The 25,636-nt window shown below is 73.9% G+C and carries 23 protein-coding genes; 4 read left to right on the forward strand and 19 right to left on the reverse strand.

Annotated features, from left to right (window positions below):
- Nucleotides 1–135 precede the first annotated feature (135 nt).
- The 4 genes from IO29_RS14595 to IO29_RS14610 form a co-directional block, all read right to left on the reverse strand.
- Entirely contained in the window at nt 136–774 is a 639-nt protein-coding gene (locus IO29_RS14595) for a TetR/AcrR family transcriptional regulator C-terminal domain-containing protein (RefSeq protein WP_030382167.1), read from the reverse strand.
- A gap of 124 nt (nt 775–898) precedes the next feature.
- Complete coding sequence (locus IO29_RS14600) at nt 899–2,929, reverse strand: ABC transporter ATP-binding protein (RefSeq protein ID WP_051707625.1); 2,031 nt, start codon at nt 2,927–2,929, stop codon at nt 899–901.
- 347 nt (nt 2,930–3,276) lie between these two features.
- The gene (locus tag IO29_RS14605; RefSeq protein WP_030382169.1) at nt 3,277–3,468 is read right to left on the reverse strand and encodes a DUF397 domain-containing protein; all 192 of its coding nucleotides are present in this window, start codon (nt 3,466–3,468) and stop codon (nt 3,277–3,279) included.
- Nucleotides 3,465–4,349, reverse strand: coding sequence for a helix-turn-helix domain-containing protein (locus IO29_RS14610; protein ID WP_030382170.1), 885 nt, complete (start codon nt 4,347–4,349; stop codon nt 3,465–3,467). The genes IO29_RS14605 and IO29_RS14610 overlap by 4 nt, the downstream gene beginning before the upstream one ends.
- Nucleotides 4,350–4,557: 208 nt before the next feature.
- On the opposite strand from IO29_RS14610, the gene IO29_RS14615 reads away from it, so the two are divergent.
- Complete coding sequence (locus IO29_RS14615) at nt 4,558–4,992, forward strand: ATP-binding protein (RefSeq protein ID WP_030382171.1); 435 nt, start codon at nt 4,558–4,560, stop codon at nt 4,990–4,992.
- A 34-nt stretch (nt 4,993–5,026) separates the two neighbouring features.
- On the opposite strand, the gene rraA is transcribed toward IO29_RS14615, so the two are convergent.
- The 7 genes from rraA to IO29_RS14650 all read right to left on the reverse strand — a co-directional run bounded on the left by rraA (nt 5,027) and on the right by IO29_RS14650 (nt 10,665).
- The gene (rraA, locus tag IO29_RS14620) at nt 5,027–5,518 is read right to left on the reverse strand and encodes a ribonuclease E activity regulator RraA (protein ID WP_030382172.1); all 492 of its coding nucleotides are present in this window, start codon (nt 5,516–5,518) and stop codon (nt 5,027–5,029) included.
- 81 nt (nt 5,519–5,599) lie between these two features.
- Nucleotides 5,600–6,310, reverse strand: coding sequence for a GNAT family N-acetyltransferase (locus IO29_RS14625; protein ID WP_030382173.1), 711 nt, complete (start codon nt 6,308–6,310; stop codon nt 5,600–5,602).
- A gap of 228 nt (nt 6,311–6,538) precedes the next feature.
- On the reverse strand, nt 6,539–6,868 hold the full coding sequence (locus tag IO29_RS14630) for a putative quinol monooxygenase (protein WP_030382174.1): 330 nt from the start codon (nt 6,866–6,868) through the stop codon (nt 6,539–6,541).
- 34 nt (nt 6,869–6,902) lie between these two features.
- Nucleotides 6,903–7,928 carry an NAD(P)-dependent alcohol dehydrogenase gene (locus tag IO29_RS14635; RefSeq protein ID WP_030382175.1) on the reverse strand — a complete coding sequence of 342 codons (1,026 nt, stop codon included), beginning with the start codon at nt 7,926–7,928 and terminating at the stop codon, nt 6,903–6,905.
- Complete coding sequence (locus IO29_RS14640) at nt 7,925–8,788, reverse strand: iron-sulfur cluster assembly protein (RefSeq protein ID WP_030382176.1); 864 nt, start codon at nt 8,786–8,788, stop codon at nt 7,925–7,927. The genes IO29_RS14635 and IO29_RS14640 overlap by 4 nt, the downstream gene beginning before the upstream one ends.
- Before the next feature lies 1 nt (nt 8,789).
- Nucleotides 8,790–9,791 (reverse strand): amidohydrolase family protein, encoded by a 1,002-nt coding sequence (locus IO29_RS14645; RefSeq protein ID WP_030382177.1) that lies wholly within the window; start codon nt 9,789–9,791, stop codon nt 8,790–8,792.
- Nucleotides 9,792–9,870: 79 nt separating this feature from the next.
- Nucleotides 9,871–10,665, reverse strand: a complete 795-nt coding sequence (locus IO29_RS14650; RefSeq protein WP_030382178.1) for an acetoin reductase — start codon at nt 10,663–10,665, stop codon at nt 9,871–9,873.
- Between the two features lie 220 nt (nt 10,666–10,885).
- Here IO29_RS14650 and IO29_RS14655 point away from each other — a divergent pair, with 220 nt between their 5' ends.
- Nucleotides 10,886–12,709, forward strand: a complete 1,824-nt coding sequence (locus IO29_RS14655; RefSeq protein WP_030382179.1) for a sigma-54-dependent Fis family transcriptional regulator — start codon at nt 10,886–10,888, stop codon at nt 12,707–12,709.
- A gap of 882 nt (nt 12,710–13,591) precedes the next feature.
- Here IO29_RS14655 and IO29_RS14660 read toward each other — a convergent pair.
- The gene (locus tag IO29_RS14660; RefSeq protein ID WP_033225586.1) at nt 13,592–14,245 is read right to left on the reverse strand and encodes a response regulator; all 654 of its coding nucleotides are present in this window, start codon (nt 14,243–14,245) and stop codon (nt 13,592–13,594) included.
- Nucleotides 14,242–16,506 (reverse strand): ATP-binding protein, encoded by a 2,265-nt coding sequence (locus IO29_RS14665; RefSeq protein ID WP_234307641.1) that lies wholly within the window; start codon nt 16,504–16,506, stop codon nt 14,242–14,244. Before IO29_RS14665 ends, IO29_RS14660 begins: the two co-directional genes overlap by 4 nt.
- A 235-nt stretch (nt 16,507–16,741) precedes the next feature.
- Here IO29_RS14665 and IO29_RS14670 point away from each other — a divergent pair, with 235 nt between their 5' ends.
- Complete coding sequence (locus IO29_RS14670; protein ID WP_030382182.1) at nt 16,742–18,178, forward strand: GntP family permease; 1,437 nt, start codon at nt 16,742–16,744, stop codon at nt 18,176–18,178.
- Between the two features lie 61 nt (nt 18,179–18,239).
- Nucleotides 18,240–18,926, forward strand: a complete 687-nt coding sequence (locus IO29_RS14675; RefSeq protein WP_051707623.1) for a phosphatase PAP2 family protein — start codon at nt 18,240–18,242, stop codon at nt 18,924–18,926.
- 277 nt (nt 18,927–19,203) lie between these two features.
- On the opposite strand, the gene cobC is transcribed toward IO29_RS14675, so the two are convergent.
- The 6 genes from cobC to cobM are packed head-to-tail and all read right to left on the reverse strand — an operon-like array spanning nt 19,204 to nt 25,569.
- Nucleotides 19,204–20,277, reverse strand: a complete 1,074-nt coding sequence (gene cobC, locus IO29_RS14680; protein ID WP_030993919.1) for an Rv2231c family histidinol phosphate aminotransferase CobC — start codon at nt 20,275–20,277, stop codon at nt 19,204–19,206.
- Nucleotides 20,267–21,196 carry a sirohydrochlorin chelatase gene (locus IO29_RS14685; protein WP_030378980.1) on the reverse strand — a complete coding sequence of 310 codons (930 nt, stop codon included), beginning with the start codon at nt 21,194–21,196 and terminating at the stop codon, nt 20,267–20,269. The genes cobC and IO29_RS14685 overlap by 11 nt, the downstream gene beginning before the upstream one ends.
- Nucleotides 21,193–21,795 (reverse strand): precorrin-8X methylmutase, encoded by a 603-nt coding sequence (locus tag IO29_RS14690; protein ID WP_030378979.1) that lies wholly within the window; start codon nt 21,793–21,795, stop codon nt 21,193–21,195. The genes IO29_RS14685 and IO29_RS14690 overlap by 4 nt, the downstream gene beginning before the upstream one ends.
- Entirely contained in the window at nt 21,792–23,474 is a 1,683-nt protein-coding gene (gene cobJ / locus IO29_RS14695) for a precorrin-3B C(17)-methyltransferase (protein WP_030378978.1), read from the reverse strand. Before cobJ ends, IO29_RS14690 begins: the two co-directional genes overlap by 4 nt.
- A complete protein-coding gene (gene cbiE, locus IO29_RS14700; protein ID WP_234307464.1) occupies nt 23,471–24,754 on the reverse strand; it encodes a precorrin-6y C5,15-methyltransferase (decarboxylating) subunit CbiE in 1,284 nt (427 codons plus the stop codon). The genes cobJ and cbiE overlap by 4 nt, the downstream gene beginning before the upstream one ends.
- A complete protein-coding gene (gene cobM, locus IO29_RS14705; RefSeq protein WP_030378976.1) occupies nt 24,751–25,569 on the reverse strand; it encodes a precorrin-4 C(11)-methyltransferase in 819 nt (272 codons plus the stop codon). The genes cbiE and cobM overlap by 4 nt, the downstream gene beginning before the upstream one ends.
- Nucleotides 25,570–25,636 lie beyond the last annotated feature (67 nt).

Genomic DNA, 25,636 nt, shown 5'->3' on the forward strand with positions numbered 1-25,636 from the left:
AGGGCTCCTTAACGCCGTTCAAGTGCTGTCATCTTTATAGCATGAACTTAGTTCAGGTCGAGGGATTCTCCGCCGCTGAGCGGGCGCTCCCGAGGGCAAGAGCGTCCGCCGACAGGCATCCTGGGCGGGCCGGTGTCAGACCTTCAGCCGGGCGGCGAGCCCGTCGAGGACGATGCCGAGGTGGCGCTCGAAGCGCTGGTCACCGTGGTCGTGGAGGTGGCCGGCCCGCTTGACCAGGGGCGCGTCCCCGCCCAGCCACGCATCGCGTTCGGCGAGGGAATAGCGCGTGGGGTCGGTCTCCGCGGACTGGCGGTGTTCCTGTTCCTCGATCACGAAGCCGACGACGAAGGCGGTCACCAGATCGACGGCGTCGTCCGCGTCGGGGAGTTCGACCCCGGAGGCGGTCCAGCGGACGAACCAGGACTCCTTCGTCTGGACCACCTTCGGGTCGGCGATGCGCGTGCCGCTGAAGATGCGTGCTCCGTCGCGGTGGAGCAGGAACTCCGCGCGCAGCACACTCGCGAACGCCACGAGATCATCACGCCAGCCGTCACCCGGGTCGAGCCGCGACAAGGCGGAGCCGACCCGGCGCATGACGGTGGTGGCCATCTCGTCGAGCAGTTCCCGCTTGTTCCGAACGTGCCAGTACAAGGCGGACGGGCGTACGCCGAGCCGGGTCGCCAGCGCACGCACGGTCAGGCCCTCCATGCCTTCCTCGTTGAGAAGGTCAAGCGCCGCTGTCACGATCCCGTCCCGGGTGAGGCCTTTGTTCACGCTTTGCACCTTAACGCCGTTCAGGGTCGCTGAGCGGGCCGCCCCGCCACCGTTATTGATCAGAGACCCCGCTGCCCGCCGCGCCGCTGCCCGCCGCCCGGCTGCCCGCCGCGCCTTCCGGCGGTCATGCGGGATCGGTGACGGTGGGCGGGACGGGGCCGGTGACGGCGGGGGAGTCGGGGCCGGGGCCGGGGGCGGGTTGGGGGATCGTGGGTGCGGGGGCGTACTGGGCGGCCTGGGCGGCGAACATCGCGGCGTAGCGGCCCTGTGCGGCCATGAGTTCGTCGTGGCTGCCCTGTTCGACGAGCCGTCCGTGGTGCAGGACGTGGATGCGGTCGGCGTGGCGGACGCCGGACATGCGGTGGGTGACCAGGACGACGGCCCGGTTCGGGGCGGCCAGCCGGCGGATGCGGTCGAACGCGGCGATCTCGGCCTCCGGGTCGAGGGCGGAGGTCGGCTCGTCCACGATGAGCACCCCGTCGGCGTCCGAGGTGGAGCTGCGCCAGTGGGTGCGGGCGAGCCCGAGCTTCTGCCACTCGCCGCCGGACAGCTCGCTCGCGCCGCGGAACACCCGGGCCAGCAGGGTGCCCAGGCCGTCGGGGAGCTTCGCGATGACGGGTCCGGCGCCCGCGTACTCCACGGACGGCCGGAGGTCCTCCGGCCCGGCCGCCCTCGCGGGCCGGCCGATCCGGATGTTCAACGCGGCCGTCACGGGCCAGCGCTGGAAGTCCTGGGTGAGCAGCGAGACGCGCTCGAAGACGTCGGAGCGGTCCAGGGAGGCGAGGTCGCGCGTCCCCCACCGCACGGTCCCGCTCTGCGGCAGCAGCAGCCCCGACAGCACCTTCATCAGGGTGCTCTTGCCGGAACCGTTCTCGCCGACCACGGCGGTGACCGAGCCCATGGGCAGTGCGAGGGACACGTCCTCCAGCGCGGGGGTCTCCCGGTCCGGGTAGCGGTAGCCGACCCGGTCGAGGACGACCTGCTTCACCCGCACCGGAACGCGATCGCCCCCACCGGGGATCGTGCGGCGTGCCGCCTCGTCCAGGAACCGGGAGTGGTCGCGGACGTACAGGGACTCCTCGTGCAACTGGTTGACGTTCATCACCAGCGCCCCCAGGCTCGCCGAGCCGGACCGGACGGCGATGACGGCGGTCCCGGCCACGGCCAGACCCATGCGCCCGGTCATGATCAGCGCGAACATGGCCGCGTACGTCGCCGCCATGGCGAGGCCGGACAGCGCGGCGGCCACCCACTCGGTGACGGCCTTGCCGGTGGCCAGGCGCTCCTGCTCCGCCTCGGCACTCTCGGCCATCCGCTCGTAGCGGCTGAGCAGGAACGGCCCGACGGCGTGCAGGCGCACCTCCTGGGCCGCGGTGCGCTCGGTGAGCAGGCTGCCGATGAGGCGGCCGGCCCGCACGTGCTCCACCCAACTCAACATGGACACGTACCGTTCCTGCGCCACCCGCATCGCACCCCAGCCGCGCGGGGCCGCGATCAGGAACAGCATCGGCAGCAGGACGGGGTGGAGGAGGGTCAGCACGCCGGCGGTGGAGATCAGGGAGATGGTCCCGTTCAGCGCGGCCACGCAGGCACCGATCATGCGACGGGCGGAAGTGGCACCGTACTGGGCGACATCGATGAGCCGCCGGAACTCCGGGTCCTTGATGGCCTCCAGCTCGACCGACGCGGCGGCGGCCAGGTACTGGGTGGTGGCGATCCGCTCCACCAGGGGCTCCAGCCGGCCCGCCCGCGAGGTGGACCATCCCGCCAGGCCCGAGTTGACCACGGCGGCCCCGGCGGCGACGAGCAGTCCGGGCAGGACGGCGTGCAGCCGGTGCCCGGGGGTTCCGGAGCCGAGCAGCGCGTGCATGACGGCGTTGACCGCGAGCAGCCCGACCGCCGCGGCGAGCCCCTGCCCGATCTCGCTGAGGGCGACCGTGAGCAGGGCGCGGCGGTCCGCCTGCCACGCCATCCGCAGGGCCGCGCCCACCAGCCTCGGCATGGAACGCAGGGCCGACAGCATCGTCAGATCGAGCCCGGCACGCTCGTGTTCGGACCAGCCCATGTCGTAGCGCAGCGGGCCGCCGAAGAGCTCGCGCTCGGCGTCGGAGACCTCCGGCTCGGCCATCCGTACGCGTCCGAAGAGCTTCTTCACCGTGCGCCTCCCGCTGCGGGCCTGCGGTGCGGTGAGCGGGGAGAGGGCGCCTGCGGGGGCGGCGCCGCTGTGTGTGGAGTCGCGTGTGCGGGTGTCCTGGCCGAAGTCAACGTGTCCCCCTTGACGGCGGTGCGGCTGCTCCAGCGGTTCAACGAGCCGAAGAGGCTTTCGAACACATGTGTTTCGGCCGTGTCGCCGACCCCGCGGTCGCGCGCGCGTCGGAAGCTGCGGGGTGCATCGACCCTTGCGGGCCCTGGGGCACGGAGCGGGGCGGGGGTGGCCGAAACGCCGCGCCCGAACGTCACGGGCTGCGGTGGGGCAGCAACGCGCGCCGCCCCACCGGTAGTTCAGACGCGCGAGTCCGCCGCCGACGTCGTGAACGCCGACCAGGCGTCGCGGGACACGGCCAGCGCGGGCCTGTCCGTGTCCTTCGAGTCCCGGACGAGAACGGCCTCGGTGCGTACGGCGACCTCGATGCAGTTGTCGCCGCCGCCGCCGCTGTAGCTGCTCTTGAACCAGGTCGGCTCGCTGGTGTTCATAGGGCTCCTCGCATCTGCTCCAGCAGGCTCACCGTGGATTGATGGCTCAGAGCCTGCGCCCGCATCTTCCCATAGCGCTGGAGCATGTGACTTGCCGATTTGGGGTCACTGAGGAGCATGCTTGTGCCGTGACCCTCAACGTAGCCGACCCATCGGTGATCGGCGGTCTCGGCCAGATACATCTCGCCCTCGAAGCCGGAGTGTTCCTCCTGGAGCAGGGGCATGACCTGGAGTTCCACGTTGCGGTACTGGCCGACCGCGATCAGGTGATCAAGTAGAGCCCTCGTCACGGCGGCACCTCCCATACGGCGCTCCAGCAGTGCCTGCTCGAAGACGAAGCTGAACGTCGTGTTGGGGCGCTCGACGAGTAGTTGCTGTCTGGCCAACCGTGCTGTCACTTGCCGTTCGGACTGCTCCTCGGTGAGCGGTGGAAGGTACCGGTCGAAGAGGACTCGAATGTAGGGCTCAGGTTGCAACAGGCCCGGCACTACTCGGCTTTCGTACGCGCACAGCGAGATCGCCTCCTCCTCGATCCCCGCCCACTGCCGGAACCAGGACGCCAGCCCCGCCTTCCGCGTCAGGCTCTTCGCCGCCGCTCCCAGTACCCGCCCCGCGACCGCCCCCAGTACCTCCTCCGACCGGTCCAGCAGGTCCCGCGGCGGGAACCGTTTGCCCTGTTCGATCTTGGCGATGTACGCGACGGAGTACCGCACCAGCGGCGCGAACTGCTCCTGGGTCAGGCGGGCTTCCTCCCGCAGGACCTTGAGGACCGCGCCGAACGTCCTCAGACTGTCGGAGAGCTCCGGCTCGCAACTGCCGCCCCCGCCGACCCCGTTCTGCCCGGCGTTGCCGCCCGTACCGCCGCCGTTGCCCGTCGCCATCGCAGCCGCCTTCCCCTGTGCCGCCGGGCCGTACGTGTGCCGGGCCCGGACGCCTGCCGTACCGTCTGCCGTCCGCGCTGCGCCACGCTCGGCACGCGTATCGTCACGTACAGCGACCGTCCCAGTCCAGTGGGGCGACCAGTACAACCCGATCTGTATCGGCTCCGGACCTGCTGACCGGCGTGTGCGTCCCGACAGGGTGGGCCGCATGCCGATCCCTCACGCCCAGAGCGCCACCCCCCTGCGTACCTTCAGCCAGCGCTTCTCCGCCACCCGGCGGGGTGCTCGCCTGGCCCGGCTGCTCGCCGCGCACCAGCTCACCGAGTGGGGTCACCCGCGCGGTACCGGGACGCACGACACCGTCGTCCTGGTCGTCGCCGAACTCGCCGCGAACGCGGTCCTCCACGGGCGGGTCCCGGGGCGGGACTTCGCCCTGTCCCTGTTCCACGACGAGAGCCGGGGCGTCCTCCGGATCGAGGTCGCCGACACCCACCCCGCCCTGCCGGCGCGCAAGGCCCCCGCCCCCGACGAGGACGGGGGCCGCGGCCTGCTGCTCGTCGAGGCGGTCGCCGTCACCTGGGGGGTGTGCGACCGTCCCGGACCCGGCAAGACGGTCTGGGCCGAGTGCGCGGCGGCTCCCTGAGCCGGGGGGCGGCGCGGGCCGCGCGGTCCTGCCGTCAGGCGTGGTCGGGAAGGAGGACGATGCCGTCGTCGTCGGCGTGGAGGGTGTCGCCGGGGCGGAAGGTGAGGCCGCCGAAGGTGACGGGGATGTCGACGGCGCCGAAGGCGGCCTTGGCGCTCTTGCGCGGGATGGTCCCCAGTGCCTTGATGCCGAGGCGCAGTTCGGAGAGGGCGACGCTGTCGCGGACGGCGCCGTGCAGGATCAGGCCGGCCCAGCCGTTGTCCTGGGCGGCACCGGCGAGAAGGTCGCCGACCAGGGCCGTGCGCAGGGAACCGCCCCCGTCGACGACCAGGACGGCGCCCTCGCCCGGGGCGTGGACCAGGTCGCGGAGCAGGCCGTTGTCCTCGTGGCAGGACACGGTGCGCACCCGGCCGGCGAAGCCGCGGTGCGCGCCGAACTGGCGGAATTGCAGGTCGCAGACGCGTAGCGCGGTGCCGTACCGGTCGACCAGGTCGGCGGTGGGAACCGGGGTGACCGTCCGCGTCATGCGGGTGCTCCTTCGGTGTTCGTTGTCGGGGCTGCCGCGCCCGCTCTCGTCCGGCCGTCAGTGTGCGGGCTCGTCCGGCCGTCAGTGTGCGCCGGGGGTGCGGAACCCCCGGAAGGTGACCTGGCCGTGGGTCTTGAACCCGAGCCGTTCGTACAGTGCGATCGCGCCGGTGTTGCGTTCGGCCACGTGCAGGAAGGGGCGGTCGCCGCGGGCCAGGATGCCGGCGGCGAGCGTGGTGACGAGGCGGGCGGCGTGGCCGCGGCCGCGGGCCTCGGGGGCGGTGCAGACGGCGCTGATCTCCGTCCAGCCCGGCGGGCGCAGGCGCTCGCCGGCCATCGCCACCAGGGTGCCGTCCACGCGGACGCCCAGGTAGGTGCCGAGTTCGTGGGTGCGGGGCCAGAAGGGGCCCGGTTCGGTCCGCGAGACCACGGCGAGCATCTCGGGGACGCTCTCCGGGCCCAGTTCGACCACGTCGGTGCCGGGGGCCGGGTCGGGGAGGTCGAGGTGGTCGCCGCCGTGCCAGAGCAGCCGGCGGCCGTCGAGGCGGAAGACCGGCTCCCAGTCGGACGGCGGGAGGGCCGGGCAGTTGAACATGTCGGCGAAGGCGCCCGGGCCGAGCAGCTCGGCGAGGTCGGCCCAGTCCTCCGGGCCCGGGTCGGCGGACACGGAGGAGAAGGTCGCCACGTCCGGGGTGTAGGTGGCGGCCCGGCCGCGCCGGCGGGCGAGGTGCGCGTGCGGCCCGTCGAGCGAACGGCCCACGGGGTCGCCGAGCACCGGGTCGTCGTCCGTCATCGTGCGGTTCCCCTCCCGGTGGGTGCGACGACCGGATTGCCGGGGTCGGTTCCCCCCTCCCCGCATCCGCGGGCAACGGCCGTGGGTACCCGCCCAGTCTCACATCCGCGCTGCCGTCCGCGATCGGCGGCCCTGCCCGTGTGCCGGACGTCGCGAGGGGGGCCGAAGCCCGCACCGCCGGCTTCGGCCCCCGCCGCGACGCCCGACGCCGTGACGCCGTGCCCCGCGTCAGTCTTCGCCGACCGCCATCTCGCCGAGCAGCGACCAGTCGTCCTGGGGCACGTTGGCGTTGACGATCCTGGGAGTCGCCGCGAGGTGGGGCGGCAGAGTCCGCCGTGCCGCCTCGAAATGCGCCGAGCCCACGTGAGCCGCACCGGCCTCGTCGTCCCGGAAGGCTTCCACCAGGACGTATTCCGCCGGGTCCTCGGTGCTGCGGGACCAGTCGAACCACAGGCATCCCGGCTCGGCGCGCGTGGCGCGGGTGAACTCCTCCACCACCTGGGGCCATCGGTCGGCGTGCTCGGGGAGGACACGGAACTTCGCGGTGATGAAAATCAACGGGCTGCTTCCTTGTTCGTTGTTCGGGTGCGGGTTACGGGGTGAGGATCGCGCGGCCCCGGATCCGGCCGCTTCCGAGGTCGTCCAGGGCGTCCTGGAAACGGTCGAGAGGGTATTTCGCGGTGTGCAGGTGTACGCGGCCCCGCGCGGCGAGGACCATCAGCTCGCACAGGTCGTTGTAGGAACCGACGAGGTTGCCGACGAAGTTGATCTCGGCGGAGATGATGTCGATGGTTGGGACGTCGATGTTCTCGCCGTAACCGACCACGTGGTAGTCGCCGGCCTGGCGGAGCATGCCGACGCCGTCCCTGGTGGAGCCGCCCTCACCGACGAAGTCGATCACCGCCTCCGCCCCGTGCCCGCCGGTCAGCTCGCGCACCCGGTCCACCTGGCCGCCGTCGGCGAGGACACCGTGGTCGGCTCCGACGGAGACGGCCAGGTCGACCGCGTCGGGGTTGCGGTCGACGACGACGATCTCGGCGGCGGTGAGGGCCCCCAGCACCTGCACCCCGATGTGCCCGAGGCCGCCCGCCCCGATCACCACGCAGCGGTCGCCCGGCCGCAGCTTCCGGGCGGCCTTGGCCGCCGCGTGGTACGCCGTGAGGCCGGCGTCGGCGAGGGCCGCGACATCCGCCGGTTCGAGGGAGTCGTCGAGCCGCACGACACTGCGCGCGGACGTCTTCAGGTACTCGGCATAACCGCCGGCCGTGTCGATACCGGGGAAGAGGCTGTTCTCGCAGTGCACGTCGTCACCGGCCCGGCACGCCCGGCACAGCCCGCAGGTGACCAGCGGATGCACGATGACCTTGTCGCCCTCGCCCACGTTGGTGACCGCGCTGCCGACCGCGTGGACCCAGCCGGCGTTCTCGTGGCCGATCGTGTAGGGCAGCTCCACCCCGGACTTCTGGGCCCACTGGCCCTCCAGGATGTGGATGTCGGTACGGCACACGCCGGCACCGCCGATCCTGACGATCACGTCGTACGGGCCGGTGACCTCCGGAACCGGGACCTCGGCCATTTCGAGGTTCTTGCCGTAGCCCACCACCTGGACTGCTTTCACGAGACGTTCTCCTTCGGTGGAGCGGTGAGGTGGAAGAGGTCCCCGGCCCGTACGGGTTCCCGGGCCTGCACGGATTCTCGGGCCCGCACGGGTTCCCCCACCGCGGGGAATTCCCCCGCCGCGGGAAATTCCTCCGCCGCGGGGAATTCCGGCGCGCGGGGAGACTGGTCGGCCGCGGACCGCGGATACCGGGTGCGCAGCAGGCCCCGGCAGAAGTGCGCGTTGCCGTCGATCGAGATGCGCACGGAGCGGGCGAACCGCAGACGGAGCGGAATCTCCCCGGGCGGGAAGGGCCGGCCCCCGTCGTCCACGAGGGCCGGGTCGGTGGAGGCCGTGCCGAGCCCGAGGGCGGCACGGCGGCGCAGCAGCGCCCGGGTGGCGGCGGTGTCGGGCAGGTCGCCGAGGACGACGTCGCCGAGCCGTTCCTCGGACAGGCCGGGCCGCGCGCGCAGCAGTGCGGTGAGCGCCCGCTCCATCGCGGCGGTGTGCGCCTTGCGCCGGAAGACGCTCCGCAGCTCCTCCAGGTCCTGCTCCGCCTCGTTTCCGAAGGTGCCGCGGTAACCGGCGTCGGCGGCCAGGCCCCGGTTGATCAGGTCGGAGTCGTGGTGGTCGTCGAGCAGGACCGTGACCTCACGCGCGCCGGGCAGCGCGCTCAGCGCGTCCTTGGCGTCGGAGGCCATGAGGTAGGCGAAGTTCGGCGAGCAGAACGAGGTCGGCAGCCGCAGGTGCACGGTGATGCGACCGTCCTCGGCGGTCAGCGAGCGGACGAAGCCGAGGTCGGTGATGGGCTCGTCCAGCTCCGGGTCGTACACGGTGTCGAGCGCGGCGCGCGCCGCCGCCGCGAGTTGCGTCGCCCGCATGTCAGGCCGCCGCCGGTTCGTCGACGCCCAGCCCGGCCGGGACCGGGATGTCGTACATGGCGGCCGCGTTGAGACCGAGGATCTTCTTCTTCTGGGCGACGGTGAGCTGCGGGTACTCGGCCGTCATGTCCTCGGGGATCTCGAAGTCGACGAACTGCTCGATCAGCCACTTCGGCGTCCACAGCGCGTAGTCGCTGGAGAACTGGATGCGGTCCTCGTCCAGCCAGTACAGCAGTTCGCCGATGATCTGGGCGAAGTAGCGGGGCCGGGTGTGCATGAACGGGATCGCGACGGCGAGCCCCGCGTGCACGTTGGGTTCCTGGGTGGCGATCCAGCAGAAGTCCTCCAGCCGGGGCAGGCCGCAGTGTTCGACCACGAAGTTGAGGTCGGTGAAGTCGCTGGCGGCCGCGTCGACGTCCGCCACGTCGAAGGCGTCCCGGTCCAGGGGGCGGATGGTGGGGCCCTTGTGGATGTGGATGTTCCTGATGCCCAGCTCCCGGCAGGCCTCCAGGTAGCGGTAGGTCCACGGGTCGCTGAGCTTGTAGCCGCGGGAGTCGCCCTTCCACTCGGCGGTGTAGAGCTTGACGCCCTTCAGGCCGAAGCGGGCGGCGTCCTCGCGCAGCTGCTTCAGGCCCGCCTCCTCGAAGCGCGGGTCGAAGTAGTGGTTGTAGGTGAGCTTGCCGGGGTGCTCGCGGGTGAGCGCGAAGGCCTCCTCGGCCTGCCCGAAACCGTTGTTGTAGAAGGCGCCCAGCCGGGCCGGCTGGAAGATCGCGTGGTCGACGTACCCGTCGGTGAACAGGTCCTTCATCAGCCGCTCGCCGCCCTGGTACAGGAACTCCTCGTACGGCCAGTGCTCCGATTCCGGGCCCAGGTTGCGGTGGTAGTCGTAGAAGCAGTCGATGAACTGCTTGCCGTGGATGTTGCGCTGGTTCTCCGGGCGTGCGTCCCAGAGCGCGACGTGCGCGTCCACGATGAAGTAGTTCTCGCCGTCCTTGGAATACATCTGTCTCTCCTCGGTGCACGGTGGTGGGCGCCCGCGCGCCGGCCGAGTGGCACGCGACGCCCGGAGCCGGGGGAACGGGTCAGGAGAACTGGATGCCGCCGTCGATCATGACCGACTGGCCGGTCATGTAGTCCGAGTCCCGCGAGGCCAGGTAGGAGACGAAGGACGCGACGTCCGCGGGCTCCTCGACCCGGCCGAGCGCGATCGCCTCGGCGTGCTTCGCGATGGCCTGGCCCTTCCCGATACCGGCCTCCTCGGCCAGCCGCTCGTCGATCAGGTCCCACATGTCGGTGCCGACGATGCCCGGGCAGTACGCGTTGACGGTGATGCCGTACCGCGCCCACTCCATCGCCGCGGCCTGGGTCAGCCCGCGCACGCCCCACTTCGACGCCGAGTAGGTGCCGAGCAGCGCGAAGGGGCGGTACGCGACGATCGAGGCGGCGCCGATGATCTTGCCGCCGCCGCCCTGGGCGATCATCTGCCGTGCGGCGGCCTGGTAGGAGAGGAAGACACCCCGCAGGTTCACCGCCATGACCTGCTCGAACTCGTCGATACCGGTGTCCAGCAGCGGGGTCACCCGGGCGATGCCGGCGTTGGCCACGTAGACGTCGATCCGGCCGAAGCGGCCCGCCGCCTCTTCGACGAGCGCGTCGGTCTCCTCCTTGCTCGTCACGTCGGCGTGCACGGCCAGGGCCCGGCGGCCCGTCTTCTCGATGCCGGCCGCCACCGCGCTCAACTCCTCGCCCATGCCGGGGAGATCGGCGACGACCACGTCAAGTCCGTCCTCGGCCAGCCGCTCCGCGATGCCGCGGCCGATACCCCGGGCCGCTCCGGTGACGACGGCGATACGGGTGGTGCTGTCGGCGGAAGTCATAGGTCTCTCTCCTGTGCTCGACGGTGAGCGTCCGCACCCTCGTGCGGGACTGCTCAACAGAGTGCGGGCGGGGAGCGCCGTCGAGTTTTTCAATGTGGAACACACCCGCGCCGCCCTCTGATCAGGACATGGCCCACAGCCGGAAAAGCCCTGCCGAACCACCCGTTGACAGGTGCAAACGCGTTCGTAATATGGCGGAAACACGCTCATCGGAGGCGCCATGCTCAGCGACAGCACAGCGCGCGACCGGACCATCGCGCGAGCACGCCTGAGGTTCCTGGAGAACGCCGAGCTGCCTGCGGAGATCGTGCCCGAGGGCATCCTCAACTCCTGGCAGCGTTCCAAGTACCTGGGGATCGGCACGGACGAGGTGGTCGTTCCCTACCAGCCGGACTACGACCGGGAGAGCCGCCTGGTACGCGCCGCCACGCCGGTCCTGGACCGGCTGGAACAGGCACTGACGGGTTCGGACGCCTGTGTGATCGTCACGGACCGCAACGGCTGGGTGCGCGACCGCCGGGTCGGGGAGGAGCGCCTCTCGGCACACCTGGACCGCGTCCATCTGGCGCCCGGCTTCAACTACGCCGAGCAGTTCGTCGGCACGAACGGCATCGGAGTCGCGCTGGAGGAGCGCCGGCCCAATGTGGTGCTGGGCACCGAGCACTTCAACGAACGCTTGCAGGGCGTCTCCTGCGCGGCCGCACCGATCCGCAACCCGGTCACCGGACGGGTCGAGGGGGCCATGAACCTGACCTGCTGGAACGGTCCGGCGCGCCCCCTCATGGCAGCCCTGGTCCAGGAAGCCGTCGACGACATCGAGCGCGTGATGTACGAGTTCAGCAGCGCCCACCAGCGCGCCCTGCTCGAGGCGTTCCAGCAGGTCACCCACTACGGTGACCGGCCGGTGCTCTGTCTCGGCCAGGACCTCGTGCTCGCCAACACCGCCGCCTCGGCGAGGCTCACCGGCGACGACCACCGGCTGCTGCACGAGGCCGCCGCCGAGTTCGGGCACGCGCCCCGCACCCGGAGGCAGGTGCGGCTGACCGGCGGGGCGAGCGTCATGATGCGCTGCCGCCGGGTCGACAGCTCCGCCGGCGCGGCCGGATACCTGCTGGAACTGGCCTTCACGGACCGCCCCTTGGCCCAGGACCGTGCCGGGGCCGGCCCCCGCTCCCGCGAGGAGCGGGACGCGACCCGGCCGTGGCCGCTGCCGGGCCTGGCCGGCACGGACCCGGCGTGGAACGCCGTCTCCCGTACGGTGTCGCGCTGCGCGCGCGAACGGACGCCGCTCCTGCTCCACGGCGAGACCGGGACGGGGAAGTCCGCGCTGGTCCGTGCCGCGCACGCGCTGACCGGGGCGGCCTCGGCACCCGTTGTCGTGGACGCCGCGGATCCCGGGGCGGTCGGGGCCGGGGACGATCTCGGGGCCGGGGACGACCTGTCGGCCGCCCTGCGCGCGGCGCCCGCCGGACCGGGCCGCGCCCTGGTCCTGCGCAACGTCGACGCGGTGGCCCCCGAGCAGGCGCCCGCCGTCGCCCGGGCGCTGGACGCCGCGGCGGCACAGGGCACCTGGGTCGTGGGCACGCTCCACGGCGCACCGGGCGTACCGGAGTCGCTGAGGCGCTGCTTCCTCGAAGCGGCGGCGGTACCCGCCCTGCGGCACCGTCTCACGGACCTTCCGGCCCTGATCGACTGTCTGCTGCGACGTGTCGGCGCGGGCGTGGAATGCGCCCCGGAGGTCCTGCCGCTACTGCGCCGGCACGACTGGCCCGGCAACGTCCGTCAACTGGGCCTCGTTCTGAGCAAGGCCGCCGCGGGCCGCCGTACGTCCCGGATCGAGCTCCACGACCTGCCGCCCTCCCTGCACAGCACGGGCGGCCGGGCCCTGAGCGCCTGGGAGGCGTCCGAGCGCGACACCCTGGTCCAGGCCCTGCTGGAGGCGGACGGCAACAAACTGCTCGCGGCCCGGCGGCTCGGCATCTCCCGTACGACGATCTACCGCAAGATGAGGACCTACGGCATCACGCTCCCTGCACGCCGTTGAGACGGGCGCCGTTGAGACGGGCGCCGTTGGGACGGGCGCCGTTGGGACGGGCCGGGAAGGCACGCCGTCGAGCCGGGCCGGGAACAACCGGGCGTCGGGCCCGGGGGCCGACCGTACCCGTTCCCACCCCGACCGGCGCCGCGATGACGACGGCGATCCATACGCTCCGGGGCCGGGTGTCGGGCCTTCACCGCGGAACTCGACCGGATCATCGCGGCGAACCGTGTCCAGCCGGTTCGGCAGGGAGATGTCCCAGTAGTCGCCGGTGAAGCCCCTCGGCCAAACCCGCCAGGACCGTCGACCGGTACAACCTGTTCCCCCGCAAGACGCTTGCCGCGCTGGGCGTCACCGACCGGCGTCAGGTCAACGCCATCGCCAACATGGCCTACGTGACGTGGCCGGCGGGCGAGCAGTCCCAGACCGACGCGCCGCACGACTACTGGCCGCGCATCACGGACGCGATGGACCCGGAGGTGCTCCAGCGGCAGGTTGGCCGGCACGCGCTCCCGGTCGGCTGGGAACAGCTCGACTACTCCACCTTCCTGGAGCGGCGGCGCCAGCTCATCGCCAAGGCCGTGCGGGAGGCGTTCGAGACCCTGTCCGGGTCGGCAACGGCACCAAGCAGCTCCACGGCGACGACCTCGTGCGCTACGAGGGGGAGCACTGGGGATGAACGGCCCTGCGGCCGGCCCGTCGGCCGCAGGGCCGGTCCAGGGCCGGCTCGGCAGTCCGTACCGCCGCGGGAGGCGCGGCCGCCCCGCCCGCGCCTCGGGTGCGGTCGGGGGAGGAGCGCGATGCCGTCGTCGTCGGCGTGCGGGGTGTCGCCGGGGTGGGAGAGCGGGTGCGGGGCTCCGGGGGTCCTTCGCACCGGGCGTACGGGCGTCACGGCACCCGGTACTCCTGTTCCGGCCGCCCCGTCGTCCCGTAGCGCAGGCTCATGCGGAGCAGGTGCGCGGAGACGAGGGAGGCGAGGTAGCGCTGGGCGGTGGCGCGGGAGACGCCGATCAGTTCGCCGACCTGGCCCGCGGAGAGCGGGGTGGGGGAGTCGCGTACGGCCGCGAGGACCGCGTCGCCCGTCACCGTGCGCACGGTGGGGCGGCGGGGCGCGGTCTCCCGCAGGGCGGCGTACGCGCTCTCGACGGCGTCCTGGTCCAGGGACTCGGCCTCCGTCAGCCGCCGGAAGCGGGCGTAGCCGCGCAGCTTCTCCGCGAGCAGTTCCGGCGGGAACGGTTTGACGAGGTACGCCAGCGCCCCCGCCGACAGCGCGCGGCGCACCGCCGGGCCCTCGGCGGCCGCGCTGAGCACGAACGTGTCGCAGTTCAGGTCGCGCAGCAGGTCCAGACCGGAGCCGTCGGGCAGATAGACGTCGACCAGCGCGAGGTCGACGGGCGCCGCGGCCTCCCTCGCCGCGGCGGCGGTGTGCGCCGTACCGGCCACGACGAAGCCGGGCACGCCCGCGACGAGGCTCGCGTGCACACCGGCGACACGGAAGTCGTCGTCGACGACGAGCACGCTGAACGCCGAACGGTCACTCACGAACGCACCTCCATGACCCCGGGCAACCGGGCGACGAACACGGCCCCGCCGCGGACGACGGCCTCCGCGGGAGGCGCGGCGCCGCCCCCGGCCGCCTCCGGGGCGCCGTCCGACTGTGCCGGCGGCGGCACGCCCGGTCGTCCCACCGGGGGGCCGCTCGGCTGTCCCGTCGGAGGCCCGGCCTGCTGTGCTGCCGGGGGACCGTCCGGCCGTGCCGCCGGGGGGCCGTCCGGCTGTCCGGCGGCGGGGACGTGCGGCTGTGCGGCCGGTTGCCCGGCGGGGGTCTCGGCCGGGGGGCCGCTCGGCTGTCCCGCCGGGAGCCCGTCCGGCTGTGCTGCCGGGGGCCCGGCCGGCCGTGCCGCTGGGGAGCCGTCCGGCTGTTCGGCGGGAGGGACGTGCGGCTGTGCGGCCGGTTGCCCGGCGGGGGCCTCGCCTGGGAGGTCGCTCGGCTGTCCCGCCGGAGGCCCGGCCGGCCGTGCTGCCGGGGGGCCGGCCGGCTGTCCGGCGGCAGGGGCGTGCGGCTGTGCGGCCGGTTGCCTGGTGCGTGTTCCGTTCGGCCGGGCGGCCGACTGGGCGTTCGGCTGTGGCGTTCCGGGTGCGGTCGGCGTGTCGCCCGGTGGGCTGCCCGGCTCCGCGAGGTGGATCTCTCCGCCCCGCGCCCGGGCGATCTGGCGGGACAGGGCCAGGCCGATGCCCCGCCCGCCGGGGAACGGGGTGTGGTCCTTGGTGGAAACGCCCTCGCGGAAGGCGTCCTCCGGTGGGGAGAGGGCGACGCCGTCGCCCGTGTCGGCGACGGTGATGAGCAGGGTGGTGTCCTCCGTCATCAGTTCCACCTCGACCAGGGCCGCCGTGCGCCGCCCGTGGCGGGCGGCGTCGATCGCGTTGTCGACGAGGTTGCCGCACACGGTGGTGACGTCGACGGGAGCGGCCAGGGTGCCCTCGACCCAGGTGCCGCCCCCGATCACCAGGGTCACCCCGCTCTCCCGCGCCTGCGCGGCCTTCGCCGACAGGAAGGCGCGCAGATACGAGTCGCGGACCGCGTCGAGGCCCGGCAGGGCCTCGCCCAGCCCGCCCGTGCCGAGGATCGTGTCGATGTACTCGGTGGTCTCCGCGAGGTGCCCGCCGCGGGCCAGCGCGGAGACCACGTGCAGCCGGTTGGCGAACTCGTGCCGCTGCGCCCGCAGCGCCGAGCCCATCGCCTGCACCGCGTCGAGCTGACGGGTCAGGGACTCCACGTCGGTGCGGTCCTTGACCGTCAGCAGCGTGCCCAGCTCGCGCCCGTCCCGGCGCACCCGGCGGCAGGACAGCACCAGCACCCGCTCGCCGACGGCCGCCATCACCGGCCCCAACGCGGGGCTGCGCACCGCCTCGGCGACCCGTGGGGTCAGCCCCAGGTCGTCCAGATGCGTACCGGGGGCGATGCCGGGCGCGAGCAGCCGGCGCGCCTCGTCGTTGACCACCGCGACCCGCCCCCCGGTGTCCAGCGCGAGGACCCCCTCGCCGATGCCGTGCAGCACCGCCTCCTGCTCCTGGACCAGTCCGGCCAGTTCCTCCGGCTCCAGGCCGAGGGTGAGCCGCTTCCACCGGCGGGCCAGCAGCGCGGACGCGGCGACACCGAGCAGCAGGGCGACCGTCAGCCAGCCCAGGCCGCCCAGCAGGACGCGCAGGAACTGCGCCCGCACGGCGGACACCGCGAGCCCCGCGTTCGCCTCGCCGACCACCCTCGTCGTCGAGCCCGGCGCGTACACGGGCACCTTCGCGACCACCTCGTCGCCGAGGTGGGCCCGGTGCCGGGCCAGCACCTCGTGCCCGGAGAGCGCGGAGGACGGATCGGTGCTCACCTCCCGGCCGAGCTGCGCCCGCTCGGGGTGGGCCAGCCGGATGCCCCGGTCGTCCGTGACGACGACGAACAGGAACCCCGTCCTGACCCGCACCGCCTCGGCCACGTCCTGCACCGGACCGGCGGCCAGCGTGGCCCGCGCGGTGTGCGCCGCGCCGCCGCCCGGCCGGTCGTTGGCCGCGGAGTACGCGGCGGCACCGCCGCGCACCGACGGCTCGGAGGCCACCGTCCGCGCCACCGCCAGCGCGCGGTGCTGGTACTCGCGGTCGAGCCGGTGCTCGTTGGAGTAGGCGAAGGCGGCGAACGCGGCGGCGAGCGTGACCGCGACCACCGCGCACTGCAACAGCAGCACCTGGGTGCGCAGCCGCACCCTGCCGAACCGGCCCCGGCCGGCCCGTCCACCACCCGGCGATTCGACCATCCTCACCCGGCCGACAGTAACCCGACGGACGGCCGGCCAGGCCGTGCACAGAATGCGCGAAACGCGCGGAACAGCGGTTTCACGGGTTACGCGCACAATCTGGAGCCGTGCCGCGCCCGGCCGATAGCTTCCCGCCGGTACAGAGCGAGCCGCCTACCAGGAGTTCTTCAATGACGAGAACACTCACCCCCGCACCCCTGCCCACGGGCACCCACGGCCGGCCGGGCGGCGCGCTGTGACGGGGCACACGTGGTCCCTGCTGATCATCCTGGCCGCGGCCATCGCCGCACTGATCGTGCTGATCAACTCGCGGCTCCGGTTCCACCCCTTCATCGCCCTGATGACCGTCTCCGTCGGCGTCGCCCTGGCGGCGGGACAGCCGGTGGAGAAGATCGCCGAGTCCCTCGAGGAGGGCGCCGGCGGCATCCTCGGCGACGTCGGCGTCACCCTCGCGTTCGGCGCCATGCTCGGCCGGCTGCTGTCCGCGTCCGGCGCCACCGACCGGATCGCCCGGGCGATCGTCGACCGCGCGAGCCCCCGCGCGCTGCCCTGGTACGTGACGGGCGCGGCCTTCGTCATCGGCATCCCGATGTTCTTCGAGATCGGCCTCATCGTGCTGCTCCCGCTGATCTTCAGCGTGGCCCGGCGCCTGGAGCGCACGCACGGGTACGACGGGTCCCCGTACGTGTACCTGGCCGCGCCCGCGATCGGCGCGCTGGCCACCCTGCACGGCATGGTGGCCCCGCACCCCGGCCCGCTGGTCGCGGTGGAGGGACTGCACGCCAACCTCGGCCTGAGCATCGGCGTCGGCCTGGTCTGCGCGATACCCACCATCATCGTCGCGGGGCCGGTGTACGGCCGGTGGATCGCCCCGCGCCTGGACGTACGGCCCGATCCCGAGCTGATCGCCAAGTTCGCCGGCAGCGACGACGACGCCGATGCTGACGGCCATGGCGACGGCGGCGGCGCGAAGGGCGCCGCCCCGGAGCCCGCGGCGCGGGAGAACAAGGTCCGTACCGGCTGGGCCCTCGCCGCCGTGCTCGTGCCCGTCGTCCTGATGCTCCTGCGCACGGTCGCGGAGCTCGTGTTCGACGAGTCCAGCCAGGTGCGCCACGCCCTGGTCTTCACCGGCGAGCCGGTGATCGCCATGCTGGCGGGCTTCCTCTTCGCCCTGTTCGCGCTCGGCTACCGCAGCGGTCTGCCCACCGAGGAGATCCGCTCCGCGCTCACCGACAGCCTGAAGGCCGTCGCGGGCATCCTGCTGATCATCGCGGGCGGCGGCGCGTTCAACCAGGTCCTGAAGGACTCCGGGATCGGCGAGGCCATCGAGTCCGCCGCCTCCGGCCTGCACATCAATCTGATCGTGCTCGGCTGGCTGCTGGCGCTGCTGCTGTCCTTCTCCACCGGCTCCGCCACCGTGGGCATCGTCGCGGCGACGGGCATCCTCGCCCCGCTCGCGCAGGACGGCGGCAGCCTGCACACCTCGCTGCTCGTCGTGGCCATCGGTGCCGGCTCGATCGGCCTCAACTACGTGAACCACGCCGGGTTCTGGCTGGTCAAGGAGTCCTTCGGGATGACGCTTGGGCAGGCGACGAAGTCGCACACCACCATTCAGACCATCGTGAGCGTGTGCGGGCTGCTGATGGCGCTGCTGCTGTCGGTGTTCGCCTGACACCTCGGCTTGACGACGTCAACGGCTGCGCGGAAACGGGGGGTTGGGGCATGCTTGCCCCATGCGCCTGTTGCCTCCGTCCCTGCGCCCCTGGCTCGGAGCGACCGCCGGGCTCGCCGCGCTCGTGGTGCTCGTGCTCGGGGTGCGGTACGCGGGGGAGGGTGGGCCGGGGCGGGTGGACAGGTGGGTCGTTCCGCCGACCGCGGACAGTGTGCGGGGGGTCTGGCGGGGGGTCGCGCTGGGGGTGGACTTCCTGGGGGAGCCGGTCGGGTCGGTGGGGGTCGTCGGGGTGCTCGTGGCGGGGTGTCTGTGGCGGCGGGGGGTGCGGGCGGCGGTGTTCGCGGTGGTCGCGCCCGGGGTGACCGTGGTGGTGACGACGGTGCTCAAGCATGTGGTGGGGCGGACGATCCACGGTGACGGCAATCTGTCCTATCCGAGCGGGCACACCGCCTTCGCCACGACGGTCACCGTCGCGGCGGGGGTGCTCGCCGTCGGCCGGCTCGGCCTCGGCCGTGTCGCCGGCACGCTCCTCGTGCTGGCCGCGTCCCTGACCGCCGGTTCGGTCATGGGCTGGGCGGAGGTGGCCCTGGGGGCGCATTACGCGACGGACGCGGTGGGTGGGTGGTGTACGGCGCTGGCGTTGACGCCGGTGACGGCGTGGCTGATCGATGCGTCGGCCGGCCGACTGGATGACTCGCCCCCGCCGCCCCTACCCGTCCCGTCCTCACAAGGGGCTCCGCCCCTTTGACCCCGGAGAGCTCGGGTGGGTGGGGTCGAGTGGGGACTGCGGGTGGGTGGGGACTTCTCGCGCAGTTCCCCGCGCCCCTAAAAGCAAGGGGGCTGCGCCCCCTGCTTTTCCAGGGGCGCGGGGAACTGCGCGAGCAACCACGACGCACCGCACCCGCCGGCGAACCCACCTACCCGAGCTCTCCCGCGTCTCCCCGCCCGGAGGGCGCCGGGGTCCAAGGGGCGGAGCCCCTTGTGAGGACGGGACGGGTAGGGGCGGCGGGGGCGGAGAAAATGCCCTACCCCCCGCCCCGTACCTTCCGCAGCGCCGCCAGGAACGCCTCCGTCGTCTCCCTGTCCCGTACCGCCACGCGCAGCCAGCAGTCGCCCTCCAGCCCCGGGAACGTGTCCCCCCTCCGCACCGCGAACCCCAGTTCGCGCAGCCCGCGGCGGACCTCCGGCGCGGCCGGTACGCGGACGAGGACGAAGGGGGCCTGCGGGGGATCCACCACCGCCGCCAGGCCCCCGTCCCGCAGCCCGGCGACCAGGAACGCGCGGTCCGCCGCCACCCCCCGCGCCACCCGCTCCGCCTCCACCGCCGCCGCGGGCGACACACACGCCTCCGCCGCCACCAACGCCGGCGTGGACACCGGCCACAACGGCTGCACCCGCCCCAGCGCACGGACCACGTCCGGCGCCGCCAGCACGTACCCGATCCGCAACCCCGCCAGCCCCCACGTCTTCGTCAGGCTGCGCAGGACGACGAGTCCCGGAACGTCCGTCCGCCCCGCCAGCGCCTCGCGCTCACCCGGCACCGCGTCCATGAACGCCTCGTCCACGACCACCGTCCGCCCGGGACGCGCGAGTCCGGCGATCACGGCCGCCGGGTGCAGCACCGACGTCGGATTGGTCGGGTTGCCGATCACCACCAGGTCCGCGTCCTCCGGCACGGCGCCCGGGCGCAGCCGGAACCCGTCCGACTCCCGCAGCAGCACCCGCCCCACCTCGTGCCCCGCGTCCCGCAGCGCCGCCTCCGGCTCCGTGAACTGCGGGTGCACGACCACGGGGCGGCGCACCCGGAGCCCCCGCGCCAGCAGCACGAACGCCTCTGCCGCGCCCGCCGTCAGCAGCACCCGCTCCACCGGCAGACCGTGCCGCGCCGCCACCGCCGCCCGCGCGGCCCGGCCGTCGGGGTAGGCGGCCAGACCGGTCAGCGACGCGGCGATGCGCTCGCGCAGCCACGCCGGGGGCGTGTCCGCGCGGACGTTCACCGCGAGGTCCACCAGCGCCCCGCCGCCGTCCCGCACCTCGGCGTCCCCGTGGTGCCGCAGCAGGTCGGACACGTCCGGACCCGGGGCTCCGTCAGTGCGCATGGGAGTGCGTGTGCCCATGCCCGTGGTGATGCCCGTGCCCGTGCCCGTGCCCCTCGTCGTCCGGGTGGAAGTGCGGCTGCTGCGGCAGCCCCACCTTGTCCTCGAACCCCGGCAGCGCGATCCGGTACACGCACGCGTCGCAGTTCATCCGCACGCCCCCCTTCGCCGCCTCCTCGTACCGCTCCCACACCAGGTCGAGCAGCTCCGGCTCCGGGCCGATCACGTCCGCCGACCGCACCCCCACCTCCGGGTGCGCCGCCGCCCACGTCTCCGTCTGCTCCCGCACCCGGTCCGGCAGGATGCCGGTGAACAGGAAGTAGGGGAGGACGACCGTCCGGCGCGCGCCCAGCTTCGCGCAGCGGTCCAGGCCGGCCGGCACGTCCGGCGCCGCCAGCGACACGAACGCCGGTTCCACGCCCGCGTACCCGCGCCCCTCCCACAGCAGCCGGGCCGCCTTGTGCACCTCGGCGTTGGCGTCCGGGTCGGTCGAACCGCGCCCCACCAGCAGCACCGTCACCTCGGACGGGTCCCAGTCCGTGCCCTCCAGGGCCTGGCCGAGGCGCCGCTCCAGCACCGCCAGGAGCGACGGGTGCGGGCCCAGCGGGCGGCCGTAGGTGTACGAGATCCCCGGGTGCCGTTCCTTCTCGCGGGCCAGCGCCGCCGGGATGTCGCCCTTGGCGTGCCCCGCGGAGACCAGCATCAGCGGGACGGCGGCGAACCGGCGCACCCCCCGCTCCACCAGCTCGCCCACCGCGTCCCCCAGCGGCGGCGGGGACAGCTCGATGAAGCCGCCCGCGACGGGCAGTTCGGGGTGCCGGCGCCCCAACTCCCGTACGAACGAGCGGAATGCCTCGGCCCCGGCCTCGTCCCGGGTGCCGTGTCCGGCGATGAGCAGGGCGGGGGGCGTCGGGGCGGTCACAGGGTCTCCTCATGGTGTGAAACGGGGTGCGGAACGGGGTGGTACAGCAGGGCGTTCAGCGCGGCCGCGGCCACCGCCGAACCGCCCTTCTCGGACACGTTGCTCACGGCGGGCAGCCCGCTCGCGCGCAGCGCGGCCTTGGACTCGGCCGCGCCGACGAAGCCGACGGGCAGACCGATGACGAGCGCGGGGGAGGCGTCCAGCGTCAGCAGTTCCTCCAGCGCGGTGGGCGCGCAGCCGATCACCCACAGCGCGCCGGGGCCGACCTCCTCGTACGCCAGCCGCACCGCGTGCGCGGAACGGGTCAGGCCGGGGCCGGACCTGGCCTCCCGGAGGCGGCAGACGGTGTCGCGGCGCGTGATGCCCGCCGCGACCATCTCCACGTCCACCACCACCGGCGCCCCCGCGTGCAGCGCGGCGTGCGCGGGCACCAACTCGGCCTCGTCCAGGACGAGATCGTCGGCGTAGTCGAGATCGGCGGCGGAGTGGATCACCCGCTCCACCACCGCCCGGGTCAGCGGCGGGAAGTGCGAGGTGTCGAGGCGGGCGCGCAGCCGCCGGAAGGACTCCTGCTCGATCGGGTGGATCACGCGGTTCACTTGGCCTCCTCCTGCCAGCGGTAGCCGCGCGGGGTCACCATGCGGCCGGCGATCTCGCGGGTCGCGGTGTTGCCCACCGTCACGACGGTCATCATGTCGACGGTCGCCGGGTCCAGCGCGGCCAGCGTCGTCACCCGGCTCGACTCGTCCGGGCGCGAGGCGTTGCGGACGACGCCCACCGGCGTGCCCGGTTCCCGGTGCCCGGCGAGGATCGCCAGCGCCTTCGGCAACTGCCAGTCGCGGCCCCGGCTGCGCGGGTTGTAGAACGTCACGACGAGGTCCGCCTCCGCCGCCGCCCGCACCCGGCGCTCGATGACCTCCCACGGCGTGTGCAGGTCGGACAGGCTGATCGACACGTGGTCGTGGCCCAGCGGCGCGCCCAGGAGCGCCCCGGCCGCCAGCGCCGCCGTCACCCCCGGCACCCCGACCACGTCGATGTCGTCGGAGGCCTCCGCCAGCGCGGGCGAGGCCATCGCGTACACCCCGGCGTCCCCGCTGCCGATCAGCGCGACCGCGTGCCCGCGCCGCGCCTCGGCCACCGCCGTCCGCGCCCGCTCCTCCTCCGCGCCGAGCCCCGACTCCAGCACCCGGGTGCCCGGCCGCAGCAGATCGCGGATCTGGTCGACGTACTGGTCGAGCCCGACGAGCACCGACGCCCGGCGCAACTCCGCCTTCGCACGCGGGGTCAGCAGATCGCGCGCGCCCGGGCCGAGCCCGACCACCGCGAGCCGCCCGCGCCCCGGACGCCGTACGACCGCACAGGTCGCCATGGCCGGCCGCGCCGCCGACTTCCGCTTGGGCACGAGGAGTTCACCCCCGCGCACCAGCGCTGCCGCCTCCGCCACCGACGGGGTGCCGACGGCGGCGAGCGGGGCCTCGGACGGGTTCGGCACGTCCACGTCCGCCAGCTCCCCGGCGGAGTACGTCACCAACGGCACGCCAAGGCGCGCGGCCGCCTCCACAAGACCCGGCTCCGCCGCCTTCGCGTCCACGGTGGCCAGCTCGGCGACGGACGCGGGGGACAGGCCCGCCTCGCGCAGGGCGTCCCCGACCAGCCCGAGCACCTCCGCCACGGGCGCGCCCTTCGAGGCGCCCACGCCCACCACCAGGGTCGGCGGCCGGAGCACCACCTCCCGGTCGCCCGGCTCCACGACCCGGTCCGTGACCCGGACCGTGTACGCCCCCTCGGCCACCAACGGCAGCGGCGGCAGCGGCCACGCCACCTCCGCCCGCAGCGCCACCGGCTCCCCGTCGAGCAGGGCCCGCGACACGGCGGCCACCGGGCCCTCGGCCGGCAGGCCGAGCGTGTCGAGGCCGGGCAGATCCGTCGCGTCCGTCGCCGTCGTCACCACGGGCGCGGCACCCAGCACCTCGCCCACCGCGCGCGCCAGCTCGTTGGCCCCGCCGCCGTGGCCGCCCACCAGCGACACCGCGAACCGTCCGCCCTCGTCGACGCAGACCACGCCCGGGTCGGTGTGCTTGTCGCCGAGCAGCGGCGCGAGCAGACGTACCGTCGCGCCCGTCGCCAGGAAGCACACGAGCCGCTCGCACTCCGCGAACGCCCGCCGTACGGCGTCCCCGACGGGACCCTTGTACACCCGCGTACGGTCCGGCCACGCCGCGGCCAGCCGGTCACGCGCGGCCGCGCCCGCCGCCGTGGCGGAAATGAGGCCGATCACAGGGCAACTCCTTCAGCAGTCGCCGGGGGCCGTACGCCCCACAGCAGGAAAACGGGATTGGCCGCCGCCAGCCGGGTCACGTCCCCGGGCAGCGGCGCGAGCCGGGAGGACTGCAACAGCACGCCGTCCACGCCGAGACCGGCTCCGGCGAGCGCCGCGCGGGCCGCCGGGACCCGGTCGAGCGCGGCCAGCGCCACCACGACCGTCCGCCGGGCCCGCCGCGCACACACGGCGACCACGTCCGGCAGATCCGCGCCGCCCCCGCCGACGAACACGGCGTCGGGGTCGTCGGTGAGGCCCGCCAGCGCCTCGGGCGCAACACCGTGCACCACGCGCACGTCGACCCCGTGCGCGGCGGCGTTGGCGCGGATCCGTCCGACGCCGTCCGCCGTCTTCTCGACGGCCACGACCGCCGCGCCGAACCGCGCGCACTCCACGGCCACCGAGCCGGAGCCCGCGCCCACGTCCCACACCAGCTCGCCGAGCCGGGGCCCGAGCCGGGCCAGCGCCAGCGCCCGCACCTCCGCCTTGGTGATCATCGAGTCGCGGTGGGCGAAGGCGTCCTCGGGCAGCGCCCAGCCCCCGGCGGGCCCGGCCGGCGGACCGGCCACCGTGCGGACGGGGCCCAGCACGCGGGCCGGGTCCAGACAGAGGACGACGTTCACCGCCTCGCCCCAGTCACGGGCGGCCGCCTCGGCCGGGGACACCTGTTCGATGCGTTCGTCGGCGCCCAGGGACCGCGCCACCACCAGGACCCGGCCGTCCGGCCCGTCCGCCAGCGCCGCGCCCAGCTCGGCCGGGCCCGCGCCGGGGCCGGTCAGCACCGCCACCTTGGGATGCGCACGGCAGACGTTCACGGCCGTGCGCAGGGCGCGTCCGTGCGCGCTCACCACCACCGCGTCGTCCCACGGCAGCCCGGCCCGCGCGCACGCCGCCGCCACCGACGACACGCCCGGCCGTACGTCGAGCCGGGCACCGCCGAACCGTTCCGCCAGCGCCCGCACGATCCCGAAGAACCCGGGATCGCCGGAGGCGAGCACGACCACCGGGCCCGCCCCGCCCTTCTCCAGATGCCGGGCGATCGCCTCCAGCGCCGGCGCCAGCGGCCCGAGCGTCACCCGTTCGGCGGTGTCCGGCACCGGCGCCGCCGCCAGATGCCGCCGCCCGCCCACGACCAGCCCGGCCCCGGCCACCGCCGCCCGCGCCTCCTCGTCCAGCGGGGCGCCGGTGCCCGTGCCGACGACGGTGATCCTCACCGTCCCGTTCATGGTCTCGCTCATGGCGTCGTGTTCCGGGCGCGCAGGGCCCGGCGGGCCTCCGGGTCGGCCTTGCGGAAGCCGTGGAAGTGGCCCGGGTGGTACAGGTGCGAGCGGGTGCCGTGCGCGTCCAGGGCCGGGCCGACCAGGAACAACGTGTGCTTCCAGAGCTTGTGCTCCTTGACCGTCTCCTCCAGCGTGCCGATCGTGCAGCGCACGATCAGCTCCTCCGGCCACGTCGCCTGGTACGCCACCACGACCGGCGTCGCCGTCGGATAGCCGCCCTCCAGCAGCTCCCGCACCAGCTGGCCGCTGCGGGCCGCCGACAGGAACAGCGCCATCGTGGTGCCGTGCCGGGCGAACTCACGGACCTCCTCACCCGGCGGCATCGGCGTCTTGCCGCCGCCGAGCCGGGTCAGGATCACCGACTGCGCCACCTCCGGGATGGTCAGCTCGCGCTGCGCCAGCGCGGCCACGGCCGAGAAGGACGAGACGCCCGGCACGATCTCCGTCTCGACGCCGAGAGCCGTACACCGGTCCAGCTGCTCCTGCGTGCCGCCCCACAGCGCCGGGTCCCCGGAGTGGATCCGCGCCACCTTCAGCCCCTCGGCGCGCGCCCGCTCGTACACGGCGACGACGTCCTCCAGCGACATCGTCGCCGAGTCCAGGACCTCCGCGTCCTCGCGCGCGTGTTCGAGGACCTCGGCCTGGACGAGGCTGGCCGCCCAGATCACCACGTCCGCCTCCGCGATCGCGCGCGCGGCACGGAACGTCAGCAGATCGGCGGCGCCGGGGCCGGCACCGACGAAGGTCACCTTGCCGGTGGGGGCATCGGCCATGGGGTCGGGTCCTCTCGTACGGGAGGTCGCCCGCGGGACGGCGGACGACGAGGTCGTGACGGATGTG

This window comes from Streptomyces sp. NRRL F-6676 (assembly GCF_000725625.1).
In the GTDB taxonomy this organism is placed as follows: Bacteria; Actinomycetota; Actinomycetes; order Streptomycetales; family Streptomycetaceae; genus Streptomyces.

Coding starts and splice junctions, on each gene's coding strand:
- IO29_RS14605 (WP_030382169.1), bottom strand. CDS start 3,468: ATGAACACCAGCGAGCCGACCTGGTTCAAGAGCAGCTACAGCGGCGGC.
- IO29_RS14610 (WP_030382170.1), bottom strand. CDS start 4,349: ATGGCGACGGGCAACGGCGGCGGTACGGGCGGCAACGCCGGGCAGAAC.
- IO29_RS14615 (WP_030382171.1), top strand. CDS start 4,558: ATGCCGATCCCTCACGCCCAGAGCGCCACCCCCCTGCGTACCTTCAGC.
- rraA (WP_030382172.1), bottom strand. CDS start 5,518: ATGACGCGGACGGTCACCCCGGTTCCCACCGCCGACCTGGTCGACCGG.
- IO29_RS14625 (WP_030382173.1), bottom strand. CDS start 6,310: ATGACGGACGACGACCCGGTGCTCGGCGACCCCGTGGGCCGTTCGCTC.
- IO29_RS14640 (WP_030382176.1), bottom strand. CDS start 8,788: ATGCGGGCGACGCAACTCGCGGCGGCGGCGCGCGCCGCGCTCGACACC.
- IO29_RS14645 (WP_030382177.1), bottom strand. CDS start 9,791: ATGTATTCCAAGGACGGCGAGAACTACTTCATCGTGGACGCGCACGTC.
- IO29_RS14650 (WP_030382178.1), bottom strand. CDS start 10,665: ATGACTTCCGCCGACAGCACCACCCGTATCGCCGTCGTCACCGGAGCG.
- IO29_RS14655 (WP_030382179.1), top strand. CDS start 10,886: ATGCTCAGCGACAGCACAGCGCGCGACCGGACCATCGCGCGAGCACGC.
- IO29_RS14665 (WP_234307641.1), bottom strand. CDS start 16,506: ATGGTCGAATCGCCGGGTGGTGGACGGGCCGGCCGGGGCCGGTTCGGC.
- IO29_RS14675 (WP_051707623.1), top strand. CDS start 18,240: ATGCGCCTGTTGCCTCCGTCCCTGCGCCCCTGGCTCGGAGCGACCGCC.
- cobC (WP_030993919.1), bottom strand. CDS start 20,277: ATGCGCACTGACGGAGCCCCGGGTCCGGACGTGTCCGACCTGCTGCGG.
- cbiE (WP_234307464.1), bottom strand. CDS start 24,754: ATGAGCGAGACCATGAACGGGACGGTGAGGATCACCGTCGTCGGCACG.
- cobM (WP_030378976.1), bottom strand. CDS start 25,569: ATGGCCGATGCCCCCACCGGCAAGGTGACCTTCGTCGGTGCCGGCCCC.